This window comes from Bacillus australimaris (genome assembly GCF_001307105.1).
GTDB classification, from domain to species: domain Bacteria; phylum Bacillota; class Bacilli; order Bacillales; family Bacillaceae; genus Bacillus; species Bacillus australimaris.
Map to the genome: position 1 here is coordinate 159,140 of NZ_LGYN01000026.1, position 24,629 is coordinate 183,768.

26 protein-coding genes are annotated in these 24,629 nt (G+C 43.0%); 1 reads left to right on the plus strand and 25 read right to left on the minus strand.

Annotation, left to right across the window (positions count from 1 at the left end):
- Positions 1-14: 14 nt before the first annotated feature.
- From fabG to AKG37_RS12515, 9 genes are all read right to left on the minus strand, one after another.
- The gene (fabG, locus tag AKG37_RS12475; RefSeq protein WP_060699103.1) at positions 15-758 is read right to left on the minus strand and encodes a 3-oxoacyl-[acyl-carrier-protein] reductase; all 744 of its coding nucleotides are present in this window, start codon (positions 756-758) and stop codon (positions 15-17) included.
- Positions 758-1,702, minus strand: a complete 945-nt coding sequence (gene fabD, locus AKG37_RS12480; protein ID WP_060699104.1) for an ACP S-malonyltransferase — start codon at positions 1,700-1,702, stop codon at positions 758-760. Before fabD ends, fabG begins: the two co-directional genes overlap by 1 nt.
- A 15-nt stretch (positions 1,703-1,717) precedes the next feature.
- A complete protein-coding gene (plsX, locus tag AKG37_RS12485) occupies positions 1,718-2,716 on the minus strand; it encodes a phosphate acyltransferase PlsX (RefSeq protein ID WP_060699105.1) in 999 nt (332 codons plus the stop codon).
- A 15-nt stretch (positions 2,717-2,731) separates the two neighbouring features.
- Positions 2,732-3,298 carry a transcription factor FapR gene (gene fapR / locus AKG37_RS12490; RefSeq protein ID WP_024424199.1) on the minus strand — a complete coding sequence of 189 codons (567 nt, stop codon included), beginning with the start codon at positions 3,296-3,298 and terminating at the stop codon, positions 2,732-2,734.
- Positions 3,299-3,410: 112 nt separating this feature from the next.
- A complete protein-coding gene (gene recG / locus AKG37_RS12495; protein ID WP_060699106.1) occupies positions 3,411-5,459 on the minus strand; it encodes an ATP-dependent DNA helicase RecG in 2,049 nt (682 codons plus the stop codon).
- Entirely contained in the window at positions 5,437-6,339 is a 903-nt protein-coding gene (gene sdaAA, locus AKG37_RS12500; RefSeq protein WP_060699374.1) for an L-serine ammonia-lyase, iron-sulfur-dependent, subunit alpha, read from the minus strand. The genes recG and sdaAA overlap by 23 nt, the downstream gene beginning before the upstream one ends.
- A gap of 20 nt (positions 6,340-6,359) precedes the next feature.
- Positions 6,360-7,022, minus strand: coding sequence for an L-serine ammonia-lyase, iron-sulfur-dependent subunit beta (gene sdaAB, locus AKG37_RS12505; protein WP_060699107.1), 663 nt, complete (start codon positions 7,020-7,022; stop codon positions 6,360-6,362).
- Between the two features lie 148 nt (positions 7,023-7,170).
- Complete coding sequence (locus AKG37_RS12510) at positions 7,171-8,844, minus strand: DAK2 domain-containing protein (protein WP_060699108.1); 1,674 nt, start codon at positions 8,842-8,844, stop codon at positions 7,171-7,173.
- A gap of 15 nt (positions 8,845-8,859) precedes the next feature.
- The gene (locus AKG37_RS12515) at positions 8,860-9,222 is read right to left on the minus strand and encodes an Asp23/Gls24 family envelope stress response protein (protein WP_008344871.1); all 363 of its coding nucleotides are present in this window, start codon (positions 9,220-9,222) and stop codon (positions 8,860-8,862) included.
- Positions 9,223-9,493: 271 nt separating this feature from the next.
- Between AKG37_RS12515 and rpmB the strand changes: the two genes are divergently transcribed.
- Positions 9,494-9,682 carry a 50S ribosomal protein L28 gene (gene rpmB, locus AKG37_RS12520; RefSeq protein WP_003212514.1) on the plus strand — a complete coding sequence of 63 codons (189 nt, stop codon included), beginning with the start codon at positions 9,494-9,496 and terminating at the stop codon, positions 9,680-9,682.
- 69 nt (positions 9,683-9,751) lie between these two features.
- Here the strand turns inward: rpmB and spoVM are convergent, their stop codons facing one another.
- The 16 genes from spoVM to AKG37_RS12600 all read right to left on the minus strand — a co-directional run bounded on the left by spoVM (position 9,752) and on the right by AKG37_RS12600 (position 24,560).
- Positions 9,752-9,832 (minus strand): stage V sporulation protein SpoVM, encoded by an 81-nt coding sequence (spoVM, locus tag AKG37_RS12525; protein WP_008354550.1) that lies wholly within the window; start codon positions 9,830-9,832, stop codon positions 9,752-9,754.
- A gap of 71 nt (positions 9,833-9,903) precedes the next feature.
- Entirely contained in the window at positions 9,904-10,548 is a 645-nt protein-coding gene (locus tag AKG37_RS12530; RefSeq protein ID WP_060699109.1) for a thiamine diphosphokinase, read from the minus strand.
- 60 nt (positions 10,549-10,608) lie between these two features.
- Positions 10,609-11,259, minus strand: coding sequence for a ribulose-phosphate 3-epimerase (rpe, locus tag AKG37_RS12535; protein ID WP_060699110.1), 651 nt, complete (start codon positions 11,257-11,259; stop codon positions 10,609-10,611).
- A 3-nt stretch (positions 11,260-11,262) separates the two neighbouring features.
- A complete protein-coding gene (gene rsgA, locus AKG37_RS12540) occupies positions 11,263-12,159 on the minus strand; it encodes a ribosome small subunit-dependent GTPase A (RefSeq protein ID WP_060699111.1) in 897 nt (298 codons plus the stop codon).
- Positions 12,160-12,171: 12 nt separating this feature from the next.
- The gene (gene pknB / locus AKG37_RS12545; RefSeq protein ID WP_060699112.1) at positions 12,172-14,127 is read right to left on the minus strand and encodes a Stk1 family PASTA domain-containing Ser/Thr kinase; all 1,956 of its coding nucleotides are present in this window, start codon (positions 14,125-14,127) and stop codon (positions 12,172-12,174) included.
- Positions 14,121-14,891, minus strand: coding sequence for a Stp1/IreP family PP2C-type Ser/Thr phosphatase (locus AKG37_RS12550; RefSeq protein WP_060699113.1), 771 nt, complete (start codon positions 14,889-14,891; stop codon positions 14,121-14,123). Before AKG37_RS12550 ends, pknB begins: the two co-directional genes overlap by 7 nt.
- A gap of 3 nt (positions 14,892-14,894) precedes the next feature.
- Positions 14,895-15,977 (minus strand): dual-specificity RNA methyltransferase RlmN, encoded by a 1,083-nt coding sequence (gene rlmN, locus AKG37_RS12555; protein ID WP_060699114.1) that lies wholly within the window; start codon positions 15,975-15,977, stop codon positions 14,895-14,897.
- Positions 15,978-15,980: 3 nt separating this feature from the next.
- On the minus strand, positions 15,981-17,324 hold the full coding sequence (gene rsmB, locus AKG37_RS12560; RefSeq protein WP_060699115.1) for a 16S rRNA (cytosine(967)-C(5))-methyltransferase RsmB: 1,344 nt from the start codon (positions 17,322-17,324) through the stop codon (positions 15,981-15,983).
- Entirely contained in the window at positions 17,311-18,264 is a 954-nt protein-coding gene (gene fmt, locus AKG37_RS12565) for a methionyl-tRNA formyltransferase (protein WP_060699116.1), read from the minus strand. The genes rsmB and fmt overlap by 14 nt, the downstream gene beginning before the upstream one ends.
- A gap of 5 nt (positions 18,265-18,269) precedes the next feature.
- The gene (def, locus tag AKG37_RS12570; RefSeq protein ID WP_060699117.1) at positions 18,270-18,752 is read right to left on the minus strand and encodes a peptide deformylase; all 483 of its coding nucleotides are present in this window, start codon (positions 18,750-18,752) and stop codon (positions 18,270-18,272) included.
- Positions 18,753-18,767: 15 nt separating this feature from the next.
- Positions 18,768-21,179: a primosomal protein N' gene (gene priA / locus AKG37_RS12575; RefSeq protein ID WP_239686116.1), complete on the minus strand. Its 2,412-nt coding sequence runs from the start codon at positions 21,177-21,179 to the stop codon at positions 18,768-18,770.
- Positions 21,173-22,390: a bifunctional phosphopantothenoylcysteine decarboxylase/phosphopantothenate--cysteine ligase CoaBC gene (gene coaBC, locus AKG37_RS12580; RefSeq protein WP_060699119.1), complete on the minus strand. Its 1,218-nt coding sequence runs from the start codon at positions 22,388-22,390 to the stop codon at positions 21,173-21,175. The genes priA and coaBC overlap by 7 nt, the downstream gene beginning before the upstream one ends.
- A gap of 117 nt (positions 22,391-22,507) precedes the next feature.
- Positions 22,508-22,711, minus strand: a complete 204-nt coding sequence (gene rpoZ / locus AKG37_RS12585) for a DNA-directed RNA polymerase subunit omega (RefSeq protein WP_008344896.1) — start codon at positions 22,709-22,711, stop codon at positions 22,508-22,510.
- A 3-nt stretch (positions 22,712-22,714) separates the two neighbouring features.
- Complete coding sequence (gene gmk / locus AKG37_RS12590) at positions 22,715-23,329, minus strand: guanylate kinase (protein WP_060699120.1); 615 nt, start codon at positions 23,327-23,329, stop codon at positions 22,715-22,717.
- A gap of 9 nt (positions 23,330-23,338) precedes the next feature.
- Complete coding sequence (gene remA / locus AKG37_RS12595) at positions 23,339-23,608, minus strand: extracellular matrix/biofilm regulator RemA (protein ID WP_008344898.1); 270 nt, start codon at positions 23,606-23,608, stop codon at positions 23,339-23,341.
- A gap of 76 nt (positions 23,609-23,684) precedes the next feature.
- Positions 23,685-24,560 carry a YicC/YloC family endoribonuclease gene (locus AKG37_RS12600; RefSeq protein WP_060699121.1) on the minus strand — a complete coding sequence of 292 codons (876 nt, stop codon included), beginning with the start codon at positions 24,558-24,560 and terminating at the stop codon, positions 23,685-23,687.
- Positions 24,561-24,629 lie beyond the last annotated feature (69 nt).

A 24,629-nucleotide genomic window follows, 5' to 3' on the forward strand; every position in this document is an offset into this window, starting at 1 on the left:
AATTTTGATATTTCTTAGGACATGACCATTCCGCCATCTACTTGGATGGTTTGGCCTGTAATATAACCTGCTCCTTCTGAAGCTAAAAAGACAACAACGTTGCTAATATCTTCAGGTGCACCAAAGCGTGCGAGCGGGATTTGTTTAAGCATTTCAGTCTGTACATTGTCATCAAGCTTGTCTGTCATATCTGTTGAAATAAAGCCTGGTGCTACAGCATTGACTGTAATATGGCGGGTTGCCAGCTCTTTTGCTGTTGTTTTCGTTAATCCGATGACGCCCGCTTTTGCTGCAACGTAGTTTGCTTGTCCAGGGTTTCCACATACACCAACCACTGAAGCCAAATTGATGATTCTTCCGCTTCTCTGCTTCATCATTTGACGTGTCACGGCCTTTGTACAGTTAAAGACACCTTTTAAGTTTATGTTAATGACATCATCCCATTCATTCTCTTTCATTCTCATGAGCAGATTGTCCTTTGTGATCCCTGCATTATTCACAAGAATGTCAATTGAACCAAAGGTATCAATGGCTTGTTTGATCATTGCTTGTACTTCTTCGGCATTTGAAACATCAGCTTTCACAGCAAATGCCTGCTGGCCAAGTGCTTTGATTTCATCTACGACTTCATTTGCTTTTGCTTCGTTTCCTGAATAGTTCACGACAACATTTGCACCACTTTTCGCTAGATCGATCGCAATGGAACGGCCAATCCCGCGTGATGCACCTGTTACAACGGCTGTTTTATTCGTAAGCATCAAGAATCCCCCTTCAATGTTTGAATGGCTGCTTCAATGGTTTCTTGATCTGAAACGGAAATCGTCGTCAAACGGCGATTGACCTTTTTCACAAGACCTGAAAGCACCTTGCCAGGACCAATTTCAATAAATGTTGTTACGCCTAAATCAATGAGGCGTTCCACACTTTCTTCAAAAAGAACTGGAGAATACAGTTGTTCAATGAGTTTTGTCTCAATGTCATCACGAGATGTCACGATGTCTGCTGTGACATTTGAGATGACTGGTGTTTTGGCATCCGTAATATCTAGCTTTGACAGAACATCTGTGAATTTTTCAGCGGCTGGTTTCATTAGTGCAGAATGGAAAGGTCCGCTTACTTCAAGGGCAATTGCGCGTTTTGCGCCTTTTTCTTTTGCTTTCTCCGAAGCAAGTTCGACCCCTTTTGCTGTACCAGAGATTACGATTTGACCAGGGCAGTTTAAGTTCGCGAGTTCAACAAGCTGACCGCTTTCTGTCACTTCCTTTGTCACTTCTAAAAGCGCCGCTTTGTCTAAGCCGAGAATCGCTGCCATAGCGCCTTCTCCTGCTGGAACAGCTTCATTCATTAATTCGCCGCGCTTTCTAACTGCATACACAGCATCTTTAAATGAAAGTGCACCTGCTGCAACGAGGGCTGTGTATTCACCAAGACTGTGTCCTGCTGCATAATCTGCTTTGATTCCGCTCTCTTCAAATCTCTTTAAGATGGCGATACTTGTCGTTAAAAGAGCTGGCTGCGCGTTATACGTGAGCGTCAGTTCTTCTGCATCTCCTTCAAAAATCATAGAAGATAAGTCAAAACCGAGGGTCTTGTCTGCTTCTTCAAATACAGCTTTAGATACGGCTTCCTGGTCAAATAAATCTTTTCCCATGCCAATTTTTTGGGAGCCTTGGCCAGGGAATAAAAATGCAATTTTAGTCATGTTGCTCTACCTCCATTAAGACTCATTCTTCGTTTCTTTTTGGACTTCTTGATGTATGATGGCTGAAACGTCTTTTTCTACGATATCACGTGCCTGACGAATCGCATGGAAAATGGCATTTTCGTCAGACGAGCCGTGCGCTTTAATGACAGGTGCTTTTAAACCAAATAAAGCGGCACCGCCATATTCGGAGTAATCCATTTTAGATTTCATCTGCATTAATTTCGGCTTCATCATGCCTGCTGCAATTTTTGCTGTGAAACTAGATGTTAAGGTTTCTTTCAGCATTTTAAAAACAGAAAGGGCTGTACCTTCAATCGTTTTAAGGGCGATATTTCCTGTGAAACCATCTGTGACAACAACATCAGCAACACCTTCTAATAAGTCACGAGACTCTACATTTCCTACGAAATTCAAATCTGATGCCTTTAATAGTTCAAAGGTTTTTTTCGTTAAATCGTTGCCTTTTTTGTCTTCTGTTCCTACATTTAGCAGTCCAACACGCGGATTGCTCTTTGGAAAGACACGCTCTGCGTAAATGGATCCCATCATCGCATACTGCACTAAATGTTCTGGCTTAGCATCAACATTAGCACCGACATCTAGTAATAAAAAGCCGCTGCCATCCAGTGTTGGCAAAGTTGGAGCTAGTGCTGGTCTGTCAATACCGTCGATTCTGCCTACGATAAACAGTCCAGCTGTCATAAGGGCGCCAGTATTTCCTGCTGAGATGCAGGCATCTGCTCGTCCCTCGGATACTTCCTGCGCCATTTTCACCATTGATGAATCCTTTTTACGTCTAACTGCACGCACTGGTTCATCTGTCGGTTCAATGACTTCTTTCGCATCTAAAATCGTGATGCGGTCATTATTTGTTATGTATGGTTTGATTTTGTTTTCATCGCCGACAAGTGTAATTTCGATATCTGAAAATGCCGTTAAGCTTTTTTGCACACCGTCAATAATGGCTTTAGGGGCATGATCTCCCCCCATTGCATCGACTGCAATTCTCATATTACGTGCCACCTTTTACTTTTGTTTTGAGCGATACATGACGAAGTCACCTGAGAAGACAACTTCCTCACCGACATAGCTGTTTACTTCAACTACGGTTCTTCCTTTTTCTTTATCATGTGAGGCTACTTTGGCTTTTGAGACGACTCTTTCGCCTTGTTTTACCTGCCTTGTAAACCTGATATTCGCTTTTGCTGTCAAAGCCAGTTCATCATCGATGACGGCAACTGCCAGCGAATTTGCCTGGGCGAAGAGATGATGTCCCCTGGCAATTTGATTTCGGCTGAACACATGCTCTTTTCTCACTTCTAAAATGGAAATCGCTTGGTCATCAAGTTCTACATCAATCATTTCTCCAATCACTTCATCTAGCGGAAGTGATTTTACTTCATCCTCTAATGTCTTTTCGGCCACATGCTTGATTCTTTCGCGTAATTCAGGGATAGACAACTCTAAACGATCAAGACGAACCGTTTGAATGCTGACACCGAATTTACTTGCCAATTCTTCATCAGTAATGAATGGAGTCGAGCTGATCGTTTGCTGGAGAAGCTTTTGTCGTTCTTTTTTATTTAGTTTCATATGCAGACACCATCCGTACATTTATGACTAGGTACTAATAGTAGTATATAATCTCATAGATGATAAATCAATCCTTGTTTCAAAAAGACAAGAAAATTCCTCCAGCACTTGATCAGCTTAATTTATCTCCGCCCAGCACACCGCTGTCTACCAGCGTTTGCCGAAGTTCTTTGTATTCAGGATCTGTCCAAAAAGCGTCCGATTGTACAAGGTCTGCCGCATCTTTTCTAGCGGTTTCCAGTGCTCTGTAGTCATGGACCATATCTGCCACCTTAAATTCAGGCATCCCGCTTTGTTTTTTACCGAAGAAATCGCCGGGCCCTCTTAGTTCTAGGTCCTTTTCAGACAGTTCAAATCCATCGGTTGTTTCGGACATGATCCGCATCCGCTCTTTCCCCGTTTCTGATTTTGGGTCGGCCATTAAGATACAAAATGATTGATGCTCTCCGCGCCCAACTCGTCCTCTTAGCTGGTGAAGCTGAGACAGTCCGAAACGGTCTGCATCATAAATGACCATAATGGTCGCATTCGGCACGTTGACTCCAACTTCAACGACTGTGGTTGAAACGAGAATTTGCACTTCATTTGCGGTAAAGGCTCTCATTACCTGATCTTTTTCATCACTCGCAAGCTTTCCGTGCATTAAGCCGATCGACCACTTCCCGCGGTATGCCTCTGTCAGCATGCTATGGACATCGATCGCATTTTGGACATCCAGCTTGTCTGATTCTTCAATAAGCGGACAAATAATATATGCCTGCCTTCCTTTTCTCAGCTCTTTATCCACAAAAGCAAGAATCCTCTCAAGCATGTCATGCTTAACCCAATACGTTTCGATTTGTTTTCTGCCCGCAGGTAATTCATCAATGACAGATACGTCCATTTCTCCAAAGACAGTGATTGCAAGTGTTCGCGGGATTGGTGTGGCAGTCATAAACAAGACATCCGGGTCCTGACCTTTACTTCTCAGCTTTTTCCGCTGCTCTACACCAAACCGGTGCTGCTCATCTGTGATGACAAGACCGAGCTGCTTAAATTCGACTTCGTCTTGAATGAGCGCATGAGTGCCGACTAATATGTCAATTTCGCCTTCTTTTAAACGTTCAAGCAATTCTCTGCGGCGCTTTCCTTTCACTGAGCTTGTCAAAAGGGCGATATTCAGTCCCCATTTTTCGAAAAGCTGATAAAGTGAGTCGGCATGCTGCTCTGCCAATATTTCTGTTGGAACCATCAATGCACCTTGAAAGCCAGATAAATGAGCAGCATAAAGCGCTATGGCCGCAACAGCTGTTTTCCCTGAACCAACATCACCTTGGAGCAGCCGGTTCATACAATAAGGGGACGCCATGTCCGACATGATTTCATCAAGTACTCTTGATTGTGCCTTCGTCAGTGGAAATGGCAGGCTGTGAACAAATTCAAAAACAGCCTCTTTGGAAAAAGGATGCTGGATCCCTGATGTTTTTTCTCGTTCTTTTTTTCTAATTGCCTGCATCTTCAGCTGGAAGATGAGAAATTCCTCGTACACAAAGCGGCGTCTTGCTTGCTTGAGCGAGTCTCTTGTTTCTGGGAGGTGAATGATTTTTAATGCTTCCTGGTAAGACATGAGTTTATAGGCAGCTACAAGCTGCTTTGGCAGTGGATCTTCGGCTTTGTCTACATAAAGTGACAGGGCTTGTTTTACAAAGCGTCTCATCATTTTCACGGTTACATTTTCTTTCACAGAATAAACAGGCTCTATACTGCCATCTTGCTCGTGCGTCCCTTTTTTAAATTCCTGAACCATAATAGATTGACGGTTTTTATCCCATTTCCCTGTGACAGAAACTGTATCACCTAAAACAAGGCTTCGTTTTAAATAGGGGCGGTTGAAGCAAATCGCCGTAATGAGAAAACGCCCGACAAGCAGCCTGAATGTCAGCCTGCTTCGTTTTTTTCCATAATAGGTGAGAACGGGCTCACTATGTACTTTTCCTTCCACTGTGACACGTTCATCATGCCTTACTTCTTCTAAGTTACGAAGCTCATAGTCGTCATATCGGTAAGGAAAGTAGCCGAGTAAATCGGCTACTGTGTAGATTCCAAGTTCATTGAGTGTTTTTTCGGTTTCTTCCCCAATCCCCTTCAGGACAGAGATATTATCTTGCAATTTCTGTATCACGAGATGATGTCACACCTCCGAAAATCTTCTTTTCAAGCTCTCTTGCTGTCGGTGTCGCTGCTAGTCCGCCTTGTGCAGTTTCGCGAAGAGCCGTTGGCATCGTTTGACCAATTCTATACATCGCATCAATGACTTCATCACATGGAATACGGCTTGTGATGCCGGCAAGAGCCATGTCTGCTGCGATCATAGCATTTGATGCGCCCATTGCGTTTCGTTTGACACATGGCACCTCGACAAGCCCCGCTACTGGATCACAAACAAGTCCAAGCATATTTTTCAGTGTAATCGCCATCGCTTCAGCAGATTGCTGCGGTGTGCCGCCTGCCATTTCAACAATAGCTGCTGCCGCCATACCTGATGCTGAGCCTACCTCCGCCTGACAGCCGCCTGCTGCACCAGAGATGCTGGCGTTATTGGCCACAACAAAACCAAATGCGCCAGAGGTGAATAGGAATCTGACCATTTGTTCCTTTGTTGGCTTTAATGTTTCTTTTACTGCAAATAATGTTCCAGGCACAACACCTGCTGAGCCTGCTGTAGGCGTCGCACAAATGGTTCCCATTGCAGCATTGACTTCATTCGTTGCAACTGCCTTACTGACAGCATCTAATATTGTATGACCAGACAGCGTTTTGCCTGATGCGATATAGGCTTGAAGTTTAACTGCATCTCCGCCTGTTAAACCTGATAATGATTTCACACCTTTCAGCCCGTTTTCAATGGCCTGCTCCATCACTTCTAGGTTGCGGTACATCTGAGAGAAAATTTCTTCACGTGACTTCCCTGTCACTTCCATTTCTTGCGTAATCATAATTTCTGAAATGGAGGTATTCCGTTCTTCTGTTAACTGCACGAGTTCTTTGACGTTTTTAAACATCATTCATAACCTCCTTGTTGTTACTCTGCAATTTGTGTGACTTGAATAATGTTTGGCAATGTTTCAAGCTCTGATAGGACAGCTGGGTCAATATTTTGATCCACTTCAATGGTCATCAGTGCTTCTAGCCCGACATCTTTACGCGCCACTTCCATATGACCGATGTTGATGGCGAATTTCGCTAAAACATTGGCAACTGCTGCAATCGTTCCGTAGCGATCATTATGAACCACAAGAATGGCAGGGTGATTACCTGAGAGTCTAAGCTCAAAACCATTTAATTCTGTGATTTCAATTTTACCTCCGCCAATGGAAATTCCGATTAATTCAAGGCTTCCGTCCGCATCTGAAATCTCTACTTTTGCGGTATTTGGATGCGCTGGCACCGCCTCTTCTTCTTTAAATTCAATCTCGATCTCTTTGCTTTTTGCAATATCGATCGCCGTTTTGATTCGCTCATCAAATGTATCAAAGTCAAGAACACCGCCGATAATGGCGACATCTGTACCGTGTCCTCTATACGTATCTTTAAAAGAACCATAAAATGAAACAACAATTCGTTTCGGTTCTCTTCCAAATAAGCTGCGAGCCACTCTTCCTATACGAGCCGCACCCGCTGTGTGCGAACTTGATGGACCAATCATAACGGGTCCAATAATATCAAACACACTTCTAAATTTCATAGGTCTTCCCCTCTCATAATTACACACGTATGGTTTGGTTCTTTCTTTAGACTAATGGATTCATTCGTTTCCCGCAACTCATTTCACCGTTGACTGGCTAGTAAAAAATTGCAAAAGAAGAAGAAGGGCTGTATTTGCCCTTCTTTCGTTATTCAACCGCCAAAATATATGAATAAAGCGGCTGTTTTCCATCGTGGACTTCAACTTCTACATCTTCAAATGTTTCTTCAATAAAGGCTTCTAACGCGTCCATCTCATCAGATGATGCATCTTCCCCTTTAATGATGGTGACAATCTCATCATCTTCTGTCACCATTTTGGTCAAAAGTTCTTTTGCAGCATCTAATTGATTTTTCGCTGTTAAAGTGATTTTCCCGTTCAACAGACCCATATAATCACCTTTGGCAATGTCGATTCCATCGATTTGAGTGTCTCTCACTGCAAAGGTAATTTGCCCGCTTTTCACGTGGTCAATCGCATCAAGCATCGCAGTTTCATTGTCTTCATTTGAAGCTGCTTCATTTAGAGAAAGAAGTGCCGACATTCCTTGAGGAACGGTCTTCGTCGGAATCACAACGACATCGCGACTTGAGACAGTTGCCGCCTGTTTAGCTGCCATGACAATATTAGAATTATTAGGTAAGATAAAGACGGTTTCGGCATGTACGCTTTCAATTGCAGTGACAATGTCTTCTGTGCTTGGGTTCATCGTTTGTCCGCCTTCAATGACGACGGAAGCTCCGATACTTTTAAACAAGTCAGCAATTCCTTCTCCCATTGCGACACTGACAACTCCAAAGCGCTGTTTTTCAGCAGCAGGAGCTTTTGGTGTAGCAGGTGCTTGTTCTCTTTCTTCGTTCACGATCGAGCTGTGCTGTTCTCTCATGTTTTCAATTTTCATATTAATCAAGCTGCCGTAGCGCTGTGCATACGATAAGACATTTCCTGGATGCTCTGCATGAATATGAACTTTCGCCAGCGTCTCATCAGACACCACAAGAAGTGAATCTCCGAATTCGCTCAAATCTTCTCTGAAGGCATTCTCATCAAAGGACTGTTTGTCTTCTTCAAATTTCACCATAAATTCAGTACAATAGCCAAATTCAATATCTTCAGTGTTCATATGGCTTTGTGCACTTTTATGATGCTCCGCACTGACGAGTTCCTTTAACGTAGGCAAAGAAGCCGCCTTAGGAGGGAGTTCCTCTCCTCTTAATGAAGCAAGGAAACCTTCATATACGCATAGAAGTCCTTTACCTCCACTATCAACAACGCCCACTTCTTTTAAGACAGGAAGCAAGTCTGGCGTACGATCAAGTGATGCTCTTGCTTCTTCAATCGTTAACTCAAGAACACGGTCAATTTGATCTTCTGCTGCTGAAACGGCAACCGCTTTCTTTGCCGCGTCTTTTGCCACCGTTAAGATAGTCCCTTCAATCGGTTTCATCACGGCTTTATATGCTGTATCAACACCCGCCTGTAAGGCAAGAGCAAATTCTTTTGCATCAATCGTTTCTTTTTGTTCAATATGTTTACTGAAACCTCTAAAGAGCTGTGACAGGATCACGCCTGAGTTTCCTCTTGCTCCCATCAATAACCCTTTTGACAAAGCCACGCCGACTTTTCCAATATGATCAGTATTTGTTTCTTCAACGGCTTTTGCTCCTGAAGTCATCGACAAATTCATATTGGTTCCAGTGTCTCCGTCTGGCACTGGAAAAACATTTAACGCATCAACAATTTGTGCGTTTTGAGAAAGATGGTGAGCACCTGCAAGAATCATTTTTGCAAATGAGCGGCCATCAAGATTTCTAATAGACAATATATTTCCTCCTTACTACGGGTTCGTAACTTTTACTCCTTGTACATAGATGTTGACCGAGTCAACAGAAAGTCCAATAGTGTGATGAATCGTATATTTGACTTTCGTTTGAACATTATGTGCGACTTCTGATATTTTTGTACCGTAGCTGACGATGATGTACATATCAATATGAATGCGGTCTTCTTTTTGACGCACAAGAACACCCCGGCTGAAGTTCTCTTTGCGGAGAATATCCGTCAAGCCGTCCTTGATTTGATTTTTGGACGCCATGCCAACAATACCATAGCAATCGATCGCAGCGCCTCCTGCCACCATTGCAATGACTTCATTTGATATATCAATTTGTCCGTATTTCGTTCTAAGTTCAATGGACACATTGGTTCCCCCTTTTTGAGAAATTGCCCTGAGTTATCACTATTTTACTATAAGACCCTTCTTTTTAAAAGAAATCATTCAATCCGACCCAATCCTACTTATACTATAGCCTTGATTTTTTATCAAGATGTCAAGGTATTTTTCTTGAAAGAGGAGTAAACAATCCTTGCAAACCCCTTGAAGCTGTGGTAAATTATTAAAGTATCTTGAGGCATCTCTAAGTACGTATATGAAGAATATGATGATGTTTTCGCAGTTAGGAGGGAAACAAATGGCACGTAAATGCGTTATTACAGGCAGAAAAACAAAAGCTGGGAACAACCGTTCTCACGCAATGAACTCTACAAAACGTACATGGGGCGCGAACCTTCAAAAAGTTCGTATTCTAGTGGACGGTAAGCCTAAAAGAGTATATGTATCAGCTCGAGCTTTGAAATCTGGTAAAGTTGAGCGTGTATAAGCAAGAGTAAACGCCTGCTACATTAAACTGTAGCAGGCGTTTTTATGTGGAAATAAAGGAGAATACTCATTAATCTTTTTTAAATGAACCAAGCATCGCACGGACAATGCCGCCAAGAAATCTAGGCAGTTTGATTGTATAAAATTTCATTTTGTCCCCCTCCTAAAAGTACCGCTTGCAGCACAATTGAGCTTAATCAGCCATCCACAATGATAGGTTGGTCAATCTTTGCTTCTTACCATTATTAATATGCCTTCATGAAAAGAAAAAGTACCATTTGAGTGGATGAGTTCGTTACTAATACATAGTGTGGAACCAGGCTCAATATGACAATTTTTCAGAGGATATTTGAAACCTTTTAATGTCAGCTTTTCAACCGATGTACCAAAGGGCAGAAACGACACATATTTTTTATCCGGGTCTTCTTTTATTTCGTATGTACCAGGTTCAAACATTTGAATAATATTTTGTTTGTCTATAAGAGTGATGTTCTGCTTGTGCTGAATCCCTTTATATAGAAGGTGGATATTTCCTAGAAAGTGATCCGCCCTTCCTCCTGTAATTCCGTAGATGTGAATATGCGCTGGATGCTGACGTAAGGCCCAGTTCAGCGCAAGCTCTAAATCGGTTTCATCTTTTTCCGCCTGAAATACATTCAGGCCGGGCAATTTCTTTTTCAGCTCACGAAGCTCTTCTTCTGTCACACTGTCAAAATCACCAAAAGCCTTGGCAGGCATGATGCCGTGCTCTAGTAAAAAAAGCGTTCCCCGGTCTACGCCGACCCAGAGAATATCCTCCTGTAATGCTTCACGTTCAAGGGGCGGGATGTATTCAAAAGGACCACCGGCTACGATATGTATGTGCATGATATACGCTCCTCTCCATGTAAAAAGAACCAAAGTTCACAATGACTTTGGTTCCTTTCTTTAAGCTTCTCGAATTGCCTGAATGGCTGCTGCACGGTTATCTTTTCCGTATACCGCTGAGCCGGCAACAAGTAAATTAGCGCCTGCCTCTTTGCAGCTCTTTGCCGTCTCTACATTGACACCGCCGTCTATTTCTATGAGTAAGTCTGATAAGCCCTTTTGTTCACTGAGTGCCTTCACTTCTTTTACCTTCGTGAGGACAGATGGAATAAACGCCTGTCCGCCAAAACCAGGATTCACCGTCATGAATAAGACAAGGTCTATATCCTCTAATACATGCTCAATGTGGGAAACAGGTGTGTGCGGGTTCAAGACAACACCTGCTTTTACACCTTGTTCTTTTATGTGCTGTATCGTTCGGTGCAAATGTGGACATGCCTCTACATGGACAGAAATAATGTCAGCTCCTGCTTTTGCGAATGCAGGAATATACCGGTCTGGCTGCTCAATCATTAAGTGAACATCGAGCGGCAGCTTTGTATGTGGTCTAATCGCTTCCACAACATTCGGTCCAAAGGTGATATTCGGTACAAAATGGCCGTCCATAACATCGATATGAATGTAATCCGCTCCGCCTTGTTCCACATCACGGATATCTTTCTCTAAGTTGGCGAAATCTGCTGATAAGATGGAAGGGGCAATATAAACCATGATTTAGTACCTCGGCTTTCTGTCTTTGATTTCAGTTAAAAACTCTAAATAATGCTGATAGCGATAGTCTCTGATTTGCTCATGTTCGACCGCTTCTTTTACCGCACAGCCCGGCTCTTTCACATGCTGGCAGCCTCTAAACTTACAATCTGCACTCCGCTCTTTGATTTCTAAAAAGTACAAACCTAAATCTTCCGCTTCGATGCCTGTAAATTCGAGCGAGCTAAAGCCAGGTGTATCTGCTATGAGCCCTTTTGCTGTATGAATGAGTTCGACATGTCTTGTCGTATGCTTTCCTCTTCCAAGATGGGAGGAAATATCATTTGTTTTCAGCGCCAAATCAGGACTCATCGCATTTAAAAGGGAGGACTTGCCTACACCAGACTGGCCGGCAAATACAGTGATTTTATTATGAAAATGCGGGGTCAGCTTTTCAATTCCGTCTCCCTCGATTGTCGATGTTAAATGAACATCATATCCAATTTGCCGATAGTCCTCTGCATAGCCTTGAATACTTTCACGCTCTTCATCTGTTTTCAATAAGTCTACTTTTGTGATACAGATAATCGGTTCAATATGATTAGCTTCCACAAGGACTAGAAATCTGTCTAAAAGTGATGTGCTAAAGGTTGGTTCTGTCGCTGAGAAAACGAGCACCGCTTGATCAACGTTACTAATAGGCGGCCGAACAAGTTCGTTTGTCCGCTCTTTTACTTCTAATAAGTAGCCTTCTTTATCGTTGTCCGCTTGATATACGACATAATCTCCAACAAGAGGTGTGATTTTGTTTTTTCGAAAAATGCCTCTTGCTCTGCACTGAACCACTTTTCCACTTTCTAAAGATTCATCCAGCACATAATAAAATCCGCTTAACGCTTTAATAATTTTGCCCTCAGGCATAAAGTCCCTCCTTTATTCATCATCAGGGTATTCGATCGTTTTAGAGCTGACCACTTTATCATCAACCGTCACTTGATAGTATCCTTTTTGACCTGGTTCAATCTTAAATTTAATGGTCCGTTCAGTTGGTGCAGTGATGCTAAAGGTTTCATATGAATCAGAAATACTATGCTCTGCATCATCAATGGAAATCTGGACGGTCATCTCTTGCCCTTCCGTTTCGGGTTCATACGGAATGGCGATTTTCTCAGTCACCGTTTTAGCCGGCTTTTCCTTTGGCCCAAGAGAGAATGTGACCTTGACCGTATCACCTGGTTTGACAGCAGTACCTGCTCCTGGTTCCTGCTTCATCACTTCACCTTTTGGCACATCGTCAGAATACGCTTCTTTTTCATCCAGCTTTAATCCATTATCCTCTAAATAATTCGATGCCGCCTGCTTACTATATGTCGTTAAATCACGCAACGTAATATCGGCAGGACCTATACTCACAGTTAACGTCACTTCTTCATCTGCTGCGACAAGCTCTGTATTCGCTGAAGGTTTCTGTTCCATGACAATTCCAGATTCGGTGTCATTATCATTTACTTCCTCCACAACAACCTGCTTAAACCCTTTTTTCTCTAATAATTCTTTTGCTTTATCGACCTTTTCTCCCGTTACATCTGGTAATTCGGTCTTTTCCTTGCCTGAACTTTGGTAAAGCTGAATTTCTGTTCCTTCTTTTACCTTTGTACCGATTTTCGGGTCTGTTTTGACGACAAGCCCTTTTTCAATTTTCTCATCAGCAATATCAATTGGATCAGAGGCAACGGTGAAACCAGCTTTCTTCAAGGTATCCTCTGCTTTTTCAACCGTCATGCCAGATACATCAGTGACCTCAACATCTTTTGGAAAGAGTAAGCCCGGAAACACAGTAATGGCTAAAATCGTTGCAGCAGTTAGAATAAATAAGATTGTTGCTACAACCCAAGGCCATTTTTTTCGTTTCTTTTTTGGCTTTTGTTTCTCTTTTTTCTTCGGTTTCTGAGCCGGATGGACGGCTGTTTTTTCATTGTCTTGATCAACTTGATGATCTTGAATGATGGGGATCGCTTTCGTTGCTTCATGATCCTCTTCAATGACAAAGCGTTTTTCTTTTAGTCTTGCAGGGTCGAAAGCCGTTTTTAAGTCTTTTTGCATTTCAGATGCATCTTCATATCGATAAAATGGATCCTTGGCCATTGCCTTTAAAATAATGTTTTCCACGCTTTGTGGAACAGAAGGATTCCACCTTCTCACAGATGGCGGCTCTGATTGCAAATGCTTCAGCGCAACACTGACAGCCGATTCCCCTTCAAACGGCATGCGTCCAGAGATCAGTTCATAGAGCACAATGCCAAGTGAATAGATGTCTGACTTTTTCGTTGCAAGACCACCGCGTGCTTGTTCTGGAGACAAATAGTGCACAGAACCTAGGACAGAGTTTGTATGAGTAATGGTCGCTGAGCTGAGAGCCATGGCAATCCCAAAATCAGTGACTTTAATATTCCCCATGTGGTCTATTAATATATTGTGAGGCTTAATGTCCCGGTGGACGAGCTGTTTCGCATGGGCTTCTTCCATCGCCGCAACGACTTGCTCCATAATGCGAACGGCTTCTTTCGGATGAAGCGGGCCATTGGCGTGTATGTATTCTTTCAGCGTCATCCCCTCGACATATTCCATGACAATATAATAAATGTCCTCTTCTTCCCCTACATCGTAAATGCTGACTATATTTGGATGATCTAAGCTTGCGGCTGATTGCGCTTCACGACGGAAACGTCTAATAAAATCATCATCGCTTGCAAAATCAAAGCGCAAAATTTTAATCGCAACTTCGCGATCTAAAATCATATCCTCCGCCAAATAAACGTTTGCCATTCCGCCTCCGCCTATGACGCGAAGAATCTGATAACGGCCGCTGATCCGTTTTCCGATCAACACTTGCTGTCACCCTCCTCTGGTAGGGAGGAGATTTCTAACAATACTGCTGTAATGTTATCTTCACCGCCGTTGTCATTCGCTGTTTGAATTAACGCTGTTACTTTTTCATCTGGTGCGGTCGGTTGCGTTAAAATATGAATCAAATTCTCTTCTTCTAATTTATTCGATAAACCATCTGAGCAAAGTAGAATTTGATCTCCTGGATCCACTTCAAAGGTATGTGCATCAATTTGAACGTGTTGATCCGTTCCTAATGCTTTCGTGAGCACATTTTTTCTTGGATGATATTCTGCATCCTCTTTTGAAATTTCACCTGTTTTCACAAGCTCATTCACAAGTGAATGGTCATCTGTTAATTGGGTTAGTGCTCCTTCTCTTAGCAAGTAGCAGCGGCTGTCTCCAATATGGGCAATTGTGACCGTTTGCAAATGAACGAGCGCACAAACAATGGTCGTACCCATTCCTTGGCACTCCTCATTGTTTTTCGCATGTTCATATACTTGATGATTAATGTCACTAATTTTTGAGATTAACCAGCTTTCTTGCTCTGCTGGTTTTGCTGGAATTGAAGATGCTTCTTCCCAGTATTCTTTTAAAGAAGAGACTGCCATCTTGCTGGCGACATCACCAGCAAGATGACCTCCCATTCCATCTGCTACAACAGCTAGAAGAGTGTCTTCTTTTGCTTCAAAAATACCTGCATCATCTTCATTATGCTGACGGACTTTTCCTGTATCGGTTTGAAAGGCTGCCCTTATCAACATTCGTCACCTCGTCTCTTCCTGACGCTCCTTCGCTCTTAGCTGACCGCAAGCAGCATCAATGTCATGGCCTTGCTCTCGTCTAATCGTTACGTTTACGCCGCGTTCTTTCAGCGTTTTTTCAAATAGGAAGATTTGTTCTCTTGGTGTTCTTACATAATCCCTTTCAGGTACATAGTTCACCGGAATGAGGTTCACGTGGCACTTGATTCCTTTTAATAAGTCCGCAAGTTCTTCCGCATGATGAACTTGATCATTTACTCCGCCAAACAGGCCGTATTCAAAGCTGACACGTCTTCCCGTTTTTTGAATGTAGTATTCAATGGCTTCCATTAATTTTGGCAGCTTATATGCCTTATTGATCGGCATTAGACGGCTTCTGATCTCTGTGTTTGGTGCATGCAGAGAGACAGCAAAGTTAATTTGCATTTGCTCATCAGCGAATTGATAAATCTTTGGAATGATTCCGCTTGTTGATACCGTAATATGACGAGCGCCAATGTTTAAACCTTTGTCATGGTTGATGATTTTAAGGAAGGCAAGCATTTCGTCAAAGTTATCAAACGGTTCACCAATTCCCATGATGACAACAGAGCTGACTCTCTCCTCTGTTTCATCAAGCGCCTGCTGCACTTTCAATACTTGAGCAACGATTTCTCCCGCTTCAAGGTTACGTTTTAACCCGCCAAGTGTAGATGCACAGAATGTACAGCCAATTCGGCAGCCAACTTGAGTTGTGACACAGACAGAGTTGCCGTATTCGTGACGCATGAGCACTGTTTCAATGGTATAGCCATCGTGTAATTCAAATAAAAACTTGATGGTTCCGTCTTGAGACGTTTGTTTGATCACGGTTTTTAATGTCGTGATCGCAAATTGATCTTTTAATTTTTCTCTTAAATCCTTTGAAAGGTTCGACATTTCGTCAAAGGATGTCACACGTTTCTCATAAAGCCACTCAAAAATTTGAGCTGCGCGGAAAGGCTTTTCGCCTTGTTCTTTTAACCATTCTTTCATTTCGTCAAGCTCAAATGAGTAGATCGACGGCATATCTGTCTTCAGTTCTTTTCTTACTTTTTGTTCTGTCATTTTTTATCCCTTCTTTCTCATGCTGCAAATAAAGAAACCATCTGTTCCGAAATAATGAGGAAGAATTTGTACACTTCCGTTTTGAACAAACGGAGCAACCTGCTCAGGCAGCCGTTCATTAAGAGATAGATCGGGTTCGAAGTCTTGGTGTTCTTGTAAAAACGCATGAATCACTTGTTGATTTTCTGTTGGGTCCATTGTACATGTACTATATACAAGGGTTCCGCCCGGCTTTAAAAGCGGGGCTGCTTCCTTCAAAATTGCCTGCTGAATAACGGCAAGCCTTGCTGAGTCTTCTGGAGACTTTGTATATTTCATATCTGGTTTTCGTCTGATGACGCCAAAACCAGAACATGGTGCATCAATGAGGATACGGTCAAACGAAGCTTCGCTGTAATAGTCTGCCGCTTTCCTTGCATCAAGTGCTTTTGCCTCAATGTGAGAAAGGTTTAGACGTTTTGCCGCTTGTTTGATGAGTTTCACTTTGTGTTCGTGTAAGTCAAGTGAAACAATTTTGCCCTCATCATTCATACGTTCTGCAATATGTGTTGATTTTCCGCCAGGAGCCGCACAGGCGTCAAGCACTGTTTCTCCCGGCTGAGGGTCGAGCGCTCTAGCAACAAGCATCGAGCTTTCATCTTGAATGGTGACAAAACCCTCTTGAAACGAAGGGGCCGAGACGATGGATCCTTTCATGAGCTTGAGTGCATCTTCAGATAAGTCACCGAGCTCTGTTTCAATTCCTGCATCCATTAGGTCTTGCTGAAGTGCTACGCGATCCGTTTTCATTCGATTAACGCGCAGGGTTTGCTTTGGCGGTACTAAATGAATGCGGCACATGCTTTCTGCCGCTTCAAATCCGTACGCCTGAACCCATTCCTGCACGAGCCATAATGGGTGGCTTGTCTCAATGGAAAGCCGTTTTACCGGATCTTTGATCGCATCAAATGTCGGAACGCCTTCTCTTTGTACGGAACGAAGAACGCCGTTGACAAGTGAAGAAATCCCCTTATGCCCGCGCTTTTTCGTGATCTCAACTGCTTCATGAATGGCTGCACGATCTGGGATTTTTTCAAGGTAGACCATTTGATAAAGAGACATCCGTAAAAGCTGCATAACCCACGGAGCCACCTTTTGCGGTTTTTTCACAAAGGGCGCAAGCATATAATCTAATGCCAGCTTATTTTGCAGTGTACCGTATACAAGCTCTGTTAACAGCGGTTTGTCCTGATCAGCTAAATCTTTATCTTTCATGACTGACTGCAAAAGCAAATTACTGTAAGCTTGGTTTTGTTCGAGTTTGATTAAGGCGTCCAGCGCTATTTCTCTCACATTACTTTTCTTCATTCATTAACCCTAATTTCTGTCCAATTTCGATATTTGCGCCTCTTAAGAAGTCTTCGCCGCTCATTCTTTTCTTTCCAGCCGGCTGCACACCTGTTAATAAAAGGCCTTGCTCATTCCCTGTTCCAATGACCGGACCTTCTTTTTGAAGCTCGATCACTTTCCCTGGTTCTTCTTGCGCTTGAAGCGGAACCTTTTTCGCTTCCCATACTTTTAGGTGAGCGCCGTTCCATTCAGTATAGGCAACTGGCCATGGATTTAAGCCGCGAACTTGGTTGTAAAGCTCTTCACCGGTTTTTGTCCAGTCTAGTCTTTCTTGCTCGCGCTTAATATTTGGTGCATACGTTGCCGCTTCTTCATTTTGCGGAATTGGAGAAATCGACCCGCTCAGAACATTTGGCACTGTATCTTTTAAAAGCGAAGCGCCTGCAGCACTTAATTTGTCATGCAATGTTCCGACATTGTCTAATTCATCGATTTCTACTTCTACTTTACTGATCATGTCACCTGCATCGAGTCTCTCCACCATGTACATGATGGTGACGCCTGTTTTCTTTTTGCCTTGGAGGATCGCATAATGAATTGGCGCACCGCCTCTTAGTTCTGGCAGCAGAGAGGCATGAACATTGATACAGCCAAACTGAGGTTCATCCAGTAATCGTTTTGGTAAAATTTGTCCAAATGCCGCTGTGACAATTAAATCTGGCTTTAATGCCAGTACTTTATCAATTTCTTCATCAAGACGCACCTTTTCAGGCTGTAGCACAGGGATGCCGTGCTTTAAGGCTTCCACTTTCACAGGAGGCGGCGTCAGCACTCGTTTTCTGCCTTTCGGGCGATCAGGCTGCGTGACGACCCCTACCACTTCGTATCCTTCTGTTATCAGTGTTTGCAGCACAGGTACTGAGAAATCAGGGGTTCCCATAAATACGATACGTGCCATTTTCTTCACCCTTCCATTTCCGCAAGTTCTTTTTCTGTATAGGTTTGAATGATTTTCGACGTAAATAATATGCCGTCTAAATGATCAATTTCGTGCAATAAGGCTCTTGCTAAAAATCCTTCTGCTTCTATTGTAAATGGTTTGCCTTTCTTATCAAAGGCTTTTACCTTCACATAGTTTGGTCTTTCTACAGTACCGTATAAAGATGGAAAGCTTAGGCAGCCTTCAATATCTGTTTGACTTCCTTCTACTTTAAGTACCTCGGGATTCACTAAATCAATTCTGCCGGATTCTTCTCCGATATCTACCACTGCAATTCTTTTAGAAATACCGATTTGTGGTGCTGCTAGTCCGACTCCATCTAGCTCAAGCATTGTATCATACATATCATCCAGCAGTTTTTTTAGCTTTTTATCGAACGTATCGACAGGCTCTGTCTTTTGTTCAAGCACTTCTGCCGGATGTGTGACGATTGGTTTTACTGCCACTTAAAGCCCTCCGTTTTACATCATCATATATGGATTCATATCTATTGAAATCATCAATTGTTTTTGTTCCATTTCCTTTTGATAATGATCTTGTATTTTCCGTAGTAAACTTGCCAGTTCATTTTCCCTTTTGTATTTTATCACGCATTGATAGCGATATCTATCTTTGATCTTAGCGATTGGCGAAGCAGCCGGACCAAGGATTCGTGTATTCGGTGCACAGTTCATTTTTAGGAACTGGACAATTTGATCAGTGACATGTGCTGCCTTCGTCACTTCTTCATGTGAAACTGTCACCATCGCCAAGAAGTAATACGGCGGGTAGGATTGGTTGCGGCGATGCAGCATTTCCTGTTCATAAAAGGCTTCATAGTCGTGCTGCTTTGTTAATTCAATACTGTAGTGAGAAGGCGTATACGATTGAATAATAACCGAGCCTGCTTTTTCATGGCGCCCTGCCCTGCCGCTGACTTGCGTGAGAAGCTGGAATGTTTTCTCGCTTGAACGGAAATCAGGGATATGAAGGGATGTATCCGCACTGAGTACACCAACAAGCGTGACATCTGGGAAGTCCAGCCCCTTTGCAATCATCTGCGTTCCGAGCAGAATGTCCGCTTCTTTATTACCAAAAGAGGTGAGAAGCTTTTCATGGGCACCTTTTCGAGACGTTGTATCCACATCCATCCTTATGACCCGCGCCTCAGGCAACACCTTTGTCAGCTCTTCTTCTACTCGCTGCGTGCCAGTACCAAAATAGCGGATATGCTCACTGTGGCATTCTGGACATTCAGCAGGTACTGGTGCTTCGTGACCACAATAATGACACTTTAGCCGCTTTTGATAGCGATGATAGGTGAGAGAAATTTCACAGTGAGGACATTGCTCCACATATCCGCAATCACGGCACATCACAAAGGAGGAATAGCCTCTTTTGTTCAGGAACAAGACAGCTTGTTCTTTCCTTTCAAGCACTTCTTTTAACCTGAGCATTAATTCCTCTGAAAACATGGACCGGTTGCCGCCCCTTAGTTCTTCTCTCATATCAATTAACGAAACGTGCGGCAGCTGCTGCTGGTTGACGCGGTGCTTTAGCGACAGCAATGTATACACGCCTTTTTTCGCACGCGCATAAGTCTCAAGCGAAGGTGTTGCACTGCCTAATACAACTGGACATTGATGCCGCCCTGCTCGTTCAATGGCAACATCCTTGGCATGGTAACGAGGCATTTCTTCTTGCTTATAAGAGGACTCGTGCTCTTCATCGATAATAATCATGCCTAGATTTTCAAATGGTGCGAAGACAGCAGATCGTGCGCCTACGACAAGTTTGACTTCCTTGCGATGAATTTTCCGCCATTCATCATATTTTTCTCCTGTCGATAAGCCGCTGTGAAGAACAGCCACATTTGAGCCAAATCGTTCTTTAAACCGCTGCACCATTTGAGGGGTTAATGAGATTTCAGGAACTAGGACGATCGCTTCTTTTCCTTTTTGAAGGACATGATCAATTGTCTGCAAATAAATCTCCGTTTTGCCGCTTCCTGTCACCCCGTGCAAAAGAAAGGTTTCGTGTTGATCATCACTCACTGCTTGATGAATATGCTTTGCCGCTTCTCTTTGCTCTGGCGTGAGATCAAGTGGAGCAGATGGTGTAAATTCCCGGTCTTGATACGGGTCTCGATAGACCTCTTCATAGCTTTCTGTTAACAGTCCTTCTTGAATAAAAGTTTTAAGCGTTTGAGAACTTGTGCCTGTTTGCTGCTGCAAATCTTTCGCTAAAAAGGTTGTCTTATCCGCTTGAAGCAAGAAGGAAAGCAGCGCTTTTTGTTTCACTGCATTTTTCTTTAGCTGCTGCTGCTTTTCTTCAAGTTCTTCTTTCGATGCAGCTACATGAAGCGTGCGCACTTTTTTCTTTCCAGATTTTTGCGAGACGTGGTATCTCACCTCTAAATGCCCTTTTTGGACATGCTTTTGAATCTGCTTTAATAGTTCAGCCGGGATGTCAGCGTAAAGAATACTATCTCGCTGACCGAAAAGCTCTTTCAATGACTGCGGAAGTTCTTCCTCTGAGAGCACCTGAATTTCTTTTTCATACTTTGCCTTCATGGCTGCGGGCAGCATTGATTGAAGTGCCGTAATATGATAGGACAATGTTTTTTCCGTCAGCCAGTGGGAAAGCTCCAATAGCTCAACTGTCAGAACAGGCGATAAGTCAAATAAATCAACAATGTCCTTGATGTTTCCTGTTTTTACGTCTGTTTCATCTTTGACTTTTGTCACAAACCCTTGAATTTTCCTCGGGCCAAAGGGAACGACCACCCTCATACCCGCTTTGACGAGATCTTTGAACCGATCTGGCACACGGTAATCAAATGGCCGGTCAATGGCTTTCGTTGTGACATCCACTATGACTTCAGCAATCATGATCGATCACGCTCTTTTGGCAACAGCTGTTGTGCCTCCTTTAAGATTTCAAAGGCGAGGTCTTTTTTACTCATCATCGGCAGCTCTTTTTTTGTTCCATCTGCCCTAATGATCGCTGCCACATTTGTATCTGTGCCAAAGCCTGCACCCTCTTTTGTCACATTGTTGGCGACAATCATATCTAAATGCTTGGATTCAATTTTCTTTTTCGCATAATATTCTACATCCTGCGTTTCAGCTGCAAACCCGACCAGCACTTGATGCTCTTTTCTTTTCCCCAGCTCTTTTAAAATATCTTTTGTCCGGGTGAATTCTATTTCTAATGCGCCGTCCTGTTTCTTCATTTTATGAGCATATGTCGTGACAGGGGTATAATCAGCGACTGCTGCTGATTTAATGACAAGGTCAGCTTCCCTGTATACATCTAATGCAGCTTGATACATCTCCTCAGCCGATTCAACTTGCACTACTTGTACATGATCAGGTGCAGTTAATGAAACAGGTCCAGAAATCAGTGTAACATCAGCCCCCATTTGCTGGGCAGCTTCAGCAATTGCATAGCCCATTTTTCCAGTAGATCGATTTGTAAAGAACCGAACAGGATCGATTACTTCTCGTGTTGGGCCTGCTGTCACTACGACTTTTTTACCTGAAAGCGGTAAGCTTTTTGGCTCCTCAAAAAATGCACGGATGTGTTCAACAATTTTTTCAGGCTCCTCTAATCGCCCTTTTCCAATGTACCCGCAGGCTAAATAACCTTCACTTGGCTCAATAAACCGGTAGCCGTCTTCATATAATGTGCGAATGTTCCGTTTCACAGCTGGGTGATCATACATATGCACATTCATAGCTGGTGCGATCCATACAGGAGCCGTTGAAGCAAGCAAAGTTGTTGTGAGCATATCATCTGCAAGTCCAGCGGCTATTTTACCAATCGTATGTGCTGTTGCAGGGGCAACAAGAATGAGGTCAGCCCAGTCAGCTACGTCAATATGCGCTATGACTTTTGGATTGTTTTCTTTGAATGTATCCACATATACCTCATCCCGAGACAGAGCTTGAAAGGTAAGCGGAGACACAAACTCACGGGCAGATTCCGTCATAATCACTCTTACATTTGCGCCCGCCTGTACGAGTTTACTAGTAAGTGCTGCTGCTTTATATACGGCGATTCCTCCGCTGACGCCGAGTAAAATATTTTTTGACTGTAACATTTGTTTGTCCCCCTTAACGGCCTTTTTCACAAATTCGTCTACAATTCAAAAAAGTCAAAACCAATCATAGTTTTGACTTTTTTGAACGTATCGTATCTGCTTAGCAGAAGCGATGTGTTATTCTTGTTCCTCTTTTTCAAATGTCAAAAGACCAGCGTCGATTTCTTCTAGTGCTTTGCCTACGAATTTGTAAGACTTTGTGTTTTCAATCTGCTGATCTTGATGGATCTGCATTTCACGTGCACGGCGTGCAGACACTGTTACAAGTGTATATTTTGAATCAAGTTTGTTCATCAATGAGTCAATTGAAGGATCTAACATAGTTTATTCTACCCCCAGCATTTTTTTATATCTTGGTGCGATTCTGTCTCTGCGCAGATGTTCTGCAAGGACAATCGCTTTGATTCTTTCACAAGCAAGTTCGACATCATCGTTTTCAACGACATAATCGTAAGCATCCATCATTTCAATTTCTTCTTTCGCAGCGGCCATTCGGTTTCGAATGAGCTCCTCAGATTCTGTACCGCGTGTAATAATGCGGTTTTGAAGTTCTGAAAGACTAGGTGGTGCAAGGAAAATAAAAAGACCTTCTGGGAATGCTTCTCTTACTTGAAGTGCGCCTTGCACTTCAATTTCAAGGAAAACATCTTTTCCTTCGCTCAATGTCTGTTCTACATAGTCAACAGGCGTGCCGTAGTAATTCCCGACATATTCTGCCCATTCTAACAGCTTTTTGTTTTCAATCATATGTTCAAATTCTTCCCTGGTTTTAAAGAAATAATCGACACCATTTCTTTCACCTTCACGCGGTTTGCGTGTCGTTACAGATATAGAGTATTCAAATTTCGTATCTTCCTGGGAGAAAATGGCTTGTCTGACCGTTCCTTTTCCAACTCCCGAAGGTCCAGAGAGAACGATTAAAAGTCCTCTTTCTTTCATAATGGCGTATTACCCCTGCCCTTCATCTATGATTTCTTCTTTTACAGAAAGTCTTTGCGCGACAGTCTCAGGCTGAACGGCAGATAAGATGACATGGTCACTGTCCATAATGACAACAGCACGGGTTCTTCTTCCGTATGTAGCATCTATGAGCATGCCTCGATCTCTTGCGTCTTGTATCATTCGTTTAATCGGTGCTGATTCCGGACTGACGATCGAAATCATCCGATTCGCTGAAATGATGTTTCCAAATCCGATATTGATCAACTTTATGGTCATCTTCTTTCGTCCCCCTGTAATATAAACGTCTCTAGTCTCGCCGAAAGAGACGCACTGTAAACAGCATACACAATGACTATTCTATATTTTGCACTTGTTCTTTTATTTTTTCAATAGCACTTTTCATTTCAACGACCAGCTTTGTTAAATGATGATGGTTCGCTTTTGATCCAATGGTGTTCACTTCACGGTTGAGTTCCTGTACAAGGAAGTCTAGTTTTCGGCCGGCAGCACCGCCCTGCATCAAGATTTGCTGAAACTGCTGAAAATGACTTTTTAATCTCGTGATCTCTTCTGTGATATCACATCGATCAGCAAAGATGGCAGCCTCAGTTGTCAGCCTGCTTTCGTCAAGCGCCTCTCCGATCCATTCCTGCAATCGCTGGTTCAATCGTTCTTTGTACTGACTCACAACCTCTGGTGCGAAGACTTTGATTTCTTCTGTATAGGCCTCTAGTTCAGAAAGCCTCAATTCACAGTCTTTTTGAAGTGATGCTCCCTCTTGCTCTCTCATGTAGCAAAGCTCCTTGACAGCCGTCTCGCAAGCTTCCATCAGCAATTGCTCTAACTGTTCATTTCGGCTGGCCGACTCTTCTACCTGAACAGCAAGCTCCAGCCCCAATAAGTCATGTGCATGCTGAATGCCAGAAATGTGATAGCGTTCCTCAAGGTCTTTTGCGGCTTTCATGTATTCATCAAGCAGCGGCCAGTCGATCTGCAAGGACCGGCTTGCTAGTTTACCGCCTTCAATCGTGACAAACAGCTCAATTCTACCGCGCTGCACGTGACGAAGAATGATCTTTTTTAATGTATCTTCGAAATATAAAAGCGGCCTCGGCAAACGGGCATGAACCTCTTTAAAACGGTGATTGACCGATTTTAACTCAACTGACACGGTCAGTTCTCCATCCGTTTTACTCGCTTGGCCGAATCCCGTCATACTGCGTATCATGTTAAAACACCCAATTCTTTCATATTAATAAAATGAAAAAGGTAATAGCAGACACTATTACCTCAAAAT

What these genes read in the sequence shown, in the direction of transcription:
- fabG (WP_060699103.1), bottom strand. Translation starts at nt 758, where the DNA reads ATGCTTACGAATAAAACAGCCGTTGTAACAGGTGCATCACGCGGGATT.
- fabD (WP_060699104.1), bottom strand. Translation starts at nt 1,702, where the DNA reads ATGACTAAAATTGCATTTTTATTCCCTGGCCAAGGCTCCCAAAAAATT.
- plsX (WP_060699105.1), bottom strand. Translation starts at nt 2,716, where the DNA reads ATGAGAATTGCAGTCGATGCAATGGGGGGAGATCATGCCCCTAAAGCC.
- fapR (WP_024424199.1), bottom strand. Translation starts at nt 3,298, where the DNA reads ATGAAACTAAATAAAAAAGAACGACAAAAGCTTCTCCAGCAAACGATC.
- sdaAA (WP_060699374.1), bottom strand. Translation starts at nt 6,339, where the DNA reads ATGTTTAAAAACGTCAAAGAACTCGTGCAGTTAACAGAAGAACGGAAT.
- sdaAB (WP_060699107.1), bottom strand. Translation starts at nt 7,022, where the DNA reads ATGAAATTTAGAAGTGTGTTTGATATTATTGGACCCGTTATGATTGGT.
- rpmB (WP_003212514.1), top strand. Translation starts at nt 9,494, where the DNA reads ATGGCACGTAAATGCGTTATTACAGGCAGAAAAACAAAAGCTGGGAAC.
- spoVM (WP_008354550.1), bottom strand. Translation starts at nt 9,832, where the DNA reads ATGAAATTTTATACAATCAAACTGCCTAGATTTCTTGGCGGCATTGTC.
- AKG37_RS12530 (WP_060699109.1), bottom strand. Translation starts at nt 10,548, where the DNA reads ATGCACATACATATCGTAGCCGGTGGTCCTTTTGAATACATCCCGCCC.
- rpe (WP_060699110.1), bottom strand. Translation starts at nt 11,259, where the DNA reads ATGGTTTATATTGCCCCTTCCATCTTATCAGCAGATTTCGCCAACTTA.
- rsgA (WP_060699111.1), bottom strand. Translation starts at nt 12,159, where the DNA reads ATGCCTGAGGGCAAAATTATTAAAGCGTTAAGCGGATTTTATTATGTG.
- AKG37_RS12550 (WP_060699113.1), bottom strand. Translation starts at nt 14,891, where the DNA reads ATGTTGATAAGGGCAGCCTTTCAAACCGATACAGGAAAAGTCCGTCAG.
- rlmN (WP_060699114.1), bottom strand. Translation starts at nt 15,977, where the DNA reads ATGACAGAACAAAAAGTAAGAAAAGAACTGAAGACAGATATGCCGTCG.
- rsmB (WP_060699115.1), bottom strand. Translation starts at nt 17,324, where the DNA reads ATGAAGAAAAGTAATGTGAGAGAAATAGCGCTGGACGCCTTAATCAAA.
- fmt (WP_060699116.1), bottom strand. Translation starts at nt 18,264, where the DNA reads ATGGCACGTATCGTATTTATGGGAACCCCTGATTTCTCAGTACCTGTG.
- coaBC (WP_060699119.1), bottom strand. Translation starts at nt 22,390, where the DNA reads ATGTTACAGTCAAAAAATATTTTACTCGGCGTCAGCGGAGGAATCGCC.
- rpoZ (WP_008344896.1), bottom strand. Translation starts at nt 22,711, where the DNA reads ATGTTAGATCCTTCAATTGACTCATTGATGAACAAACTTGATTCAAAA.
- gmk (WP_060699120.1), bottom strand. Translation starts at nt 23,329, where the DNA reads ATGAAAGAAAGAGGACTTTTAATCGTTCTCTCTGGACCTTCGGGAGTT.
- remA (WP_008344898.1), bottom strand. Translation starts at nt 23,608, where the DNA reads ATGACCATAAAGTTGATCAATATCGGATTTGGAAACATCATTTCAGCG.
- AKG37_RS12600 (WP_060699121.1), bottom strand. Translation starts at nt 24,560, where the DNA reads ATGATACGCAGTATGACGGGATTCGGCCAAGCGAGTAAAACGGATGGA.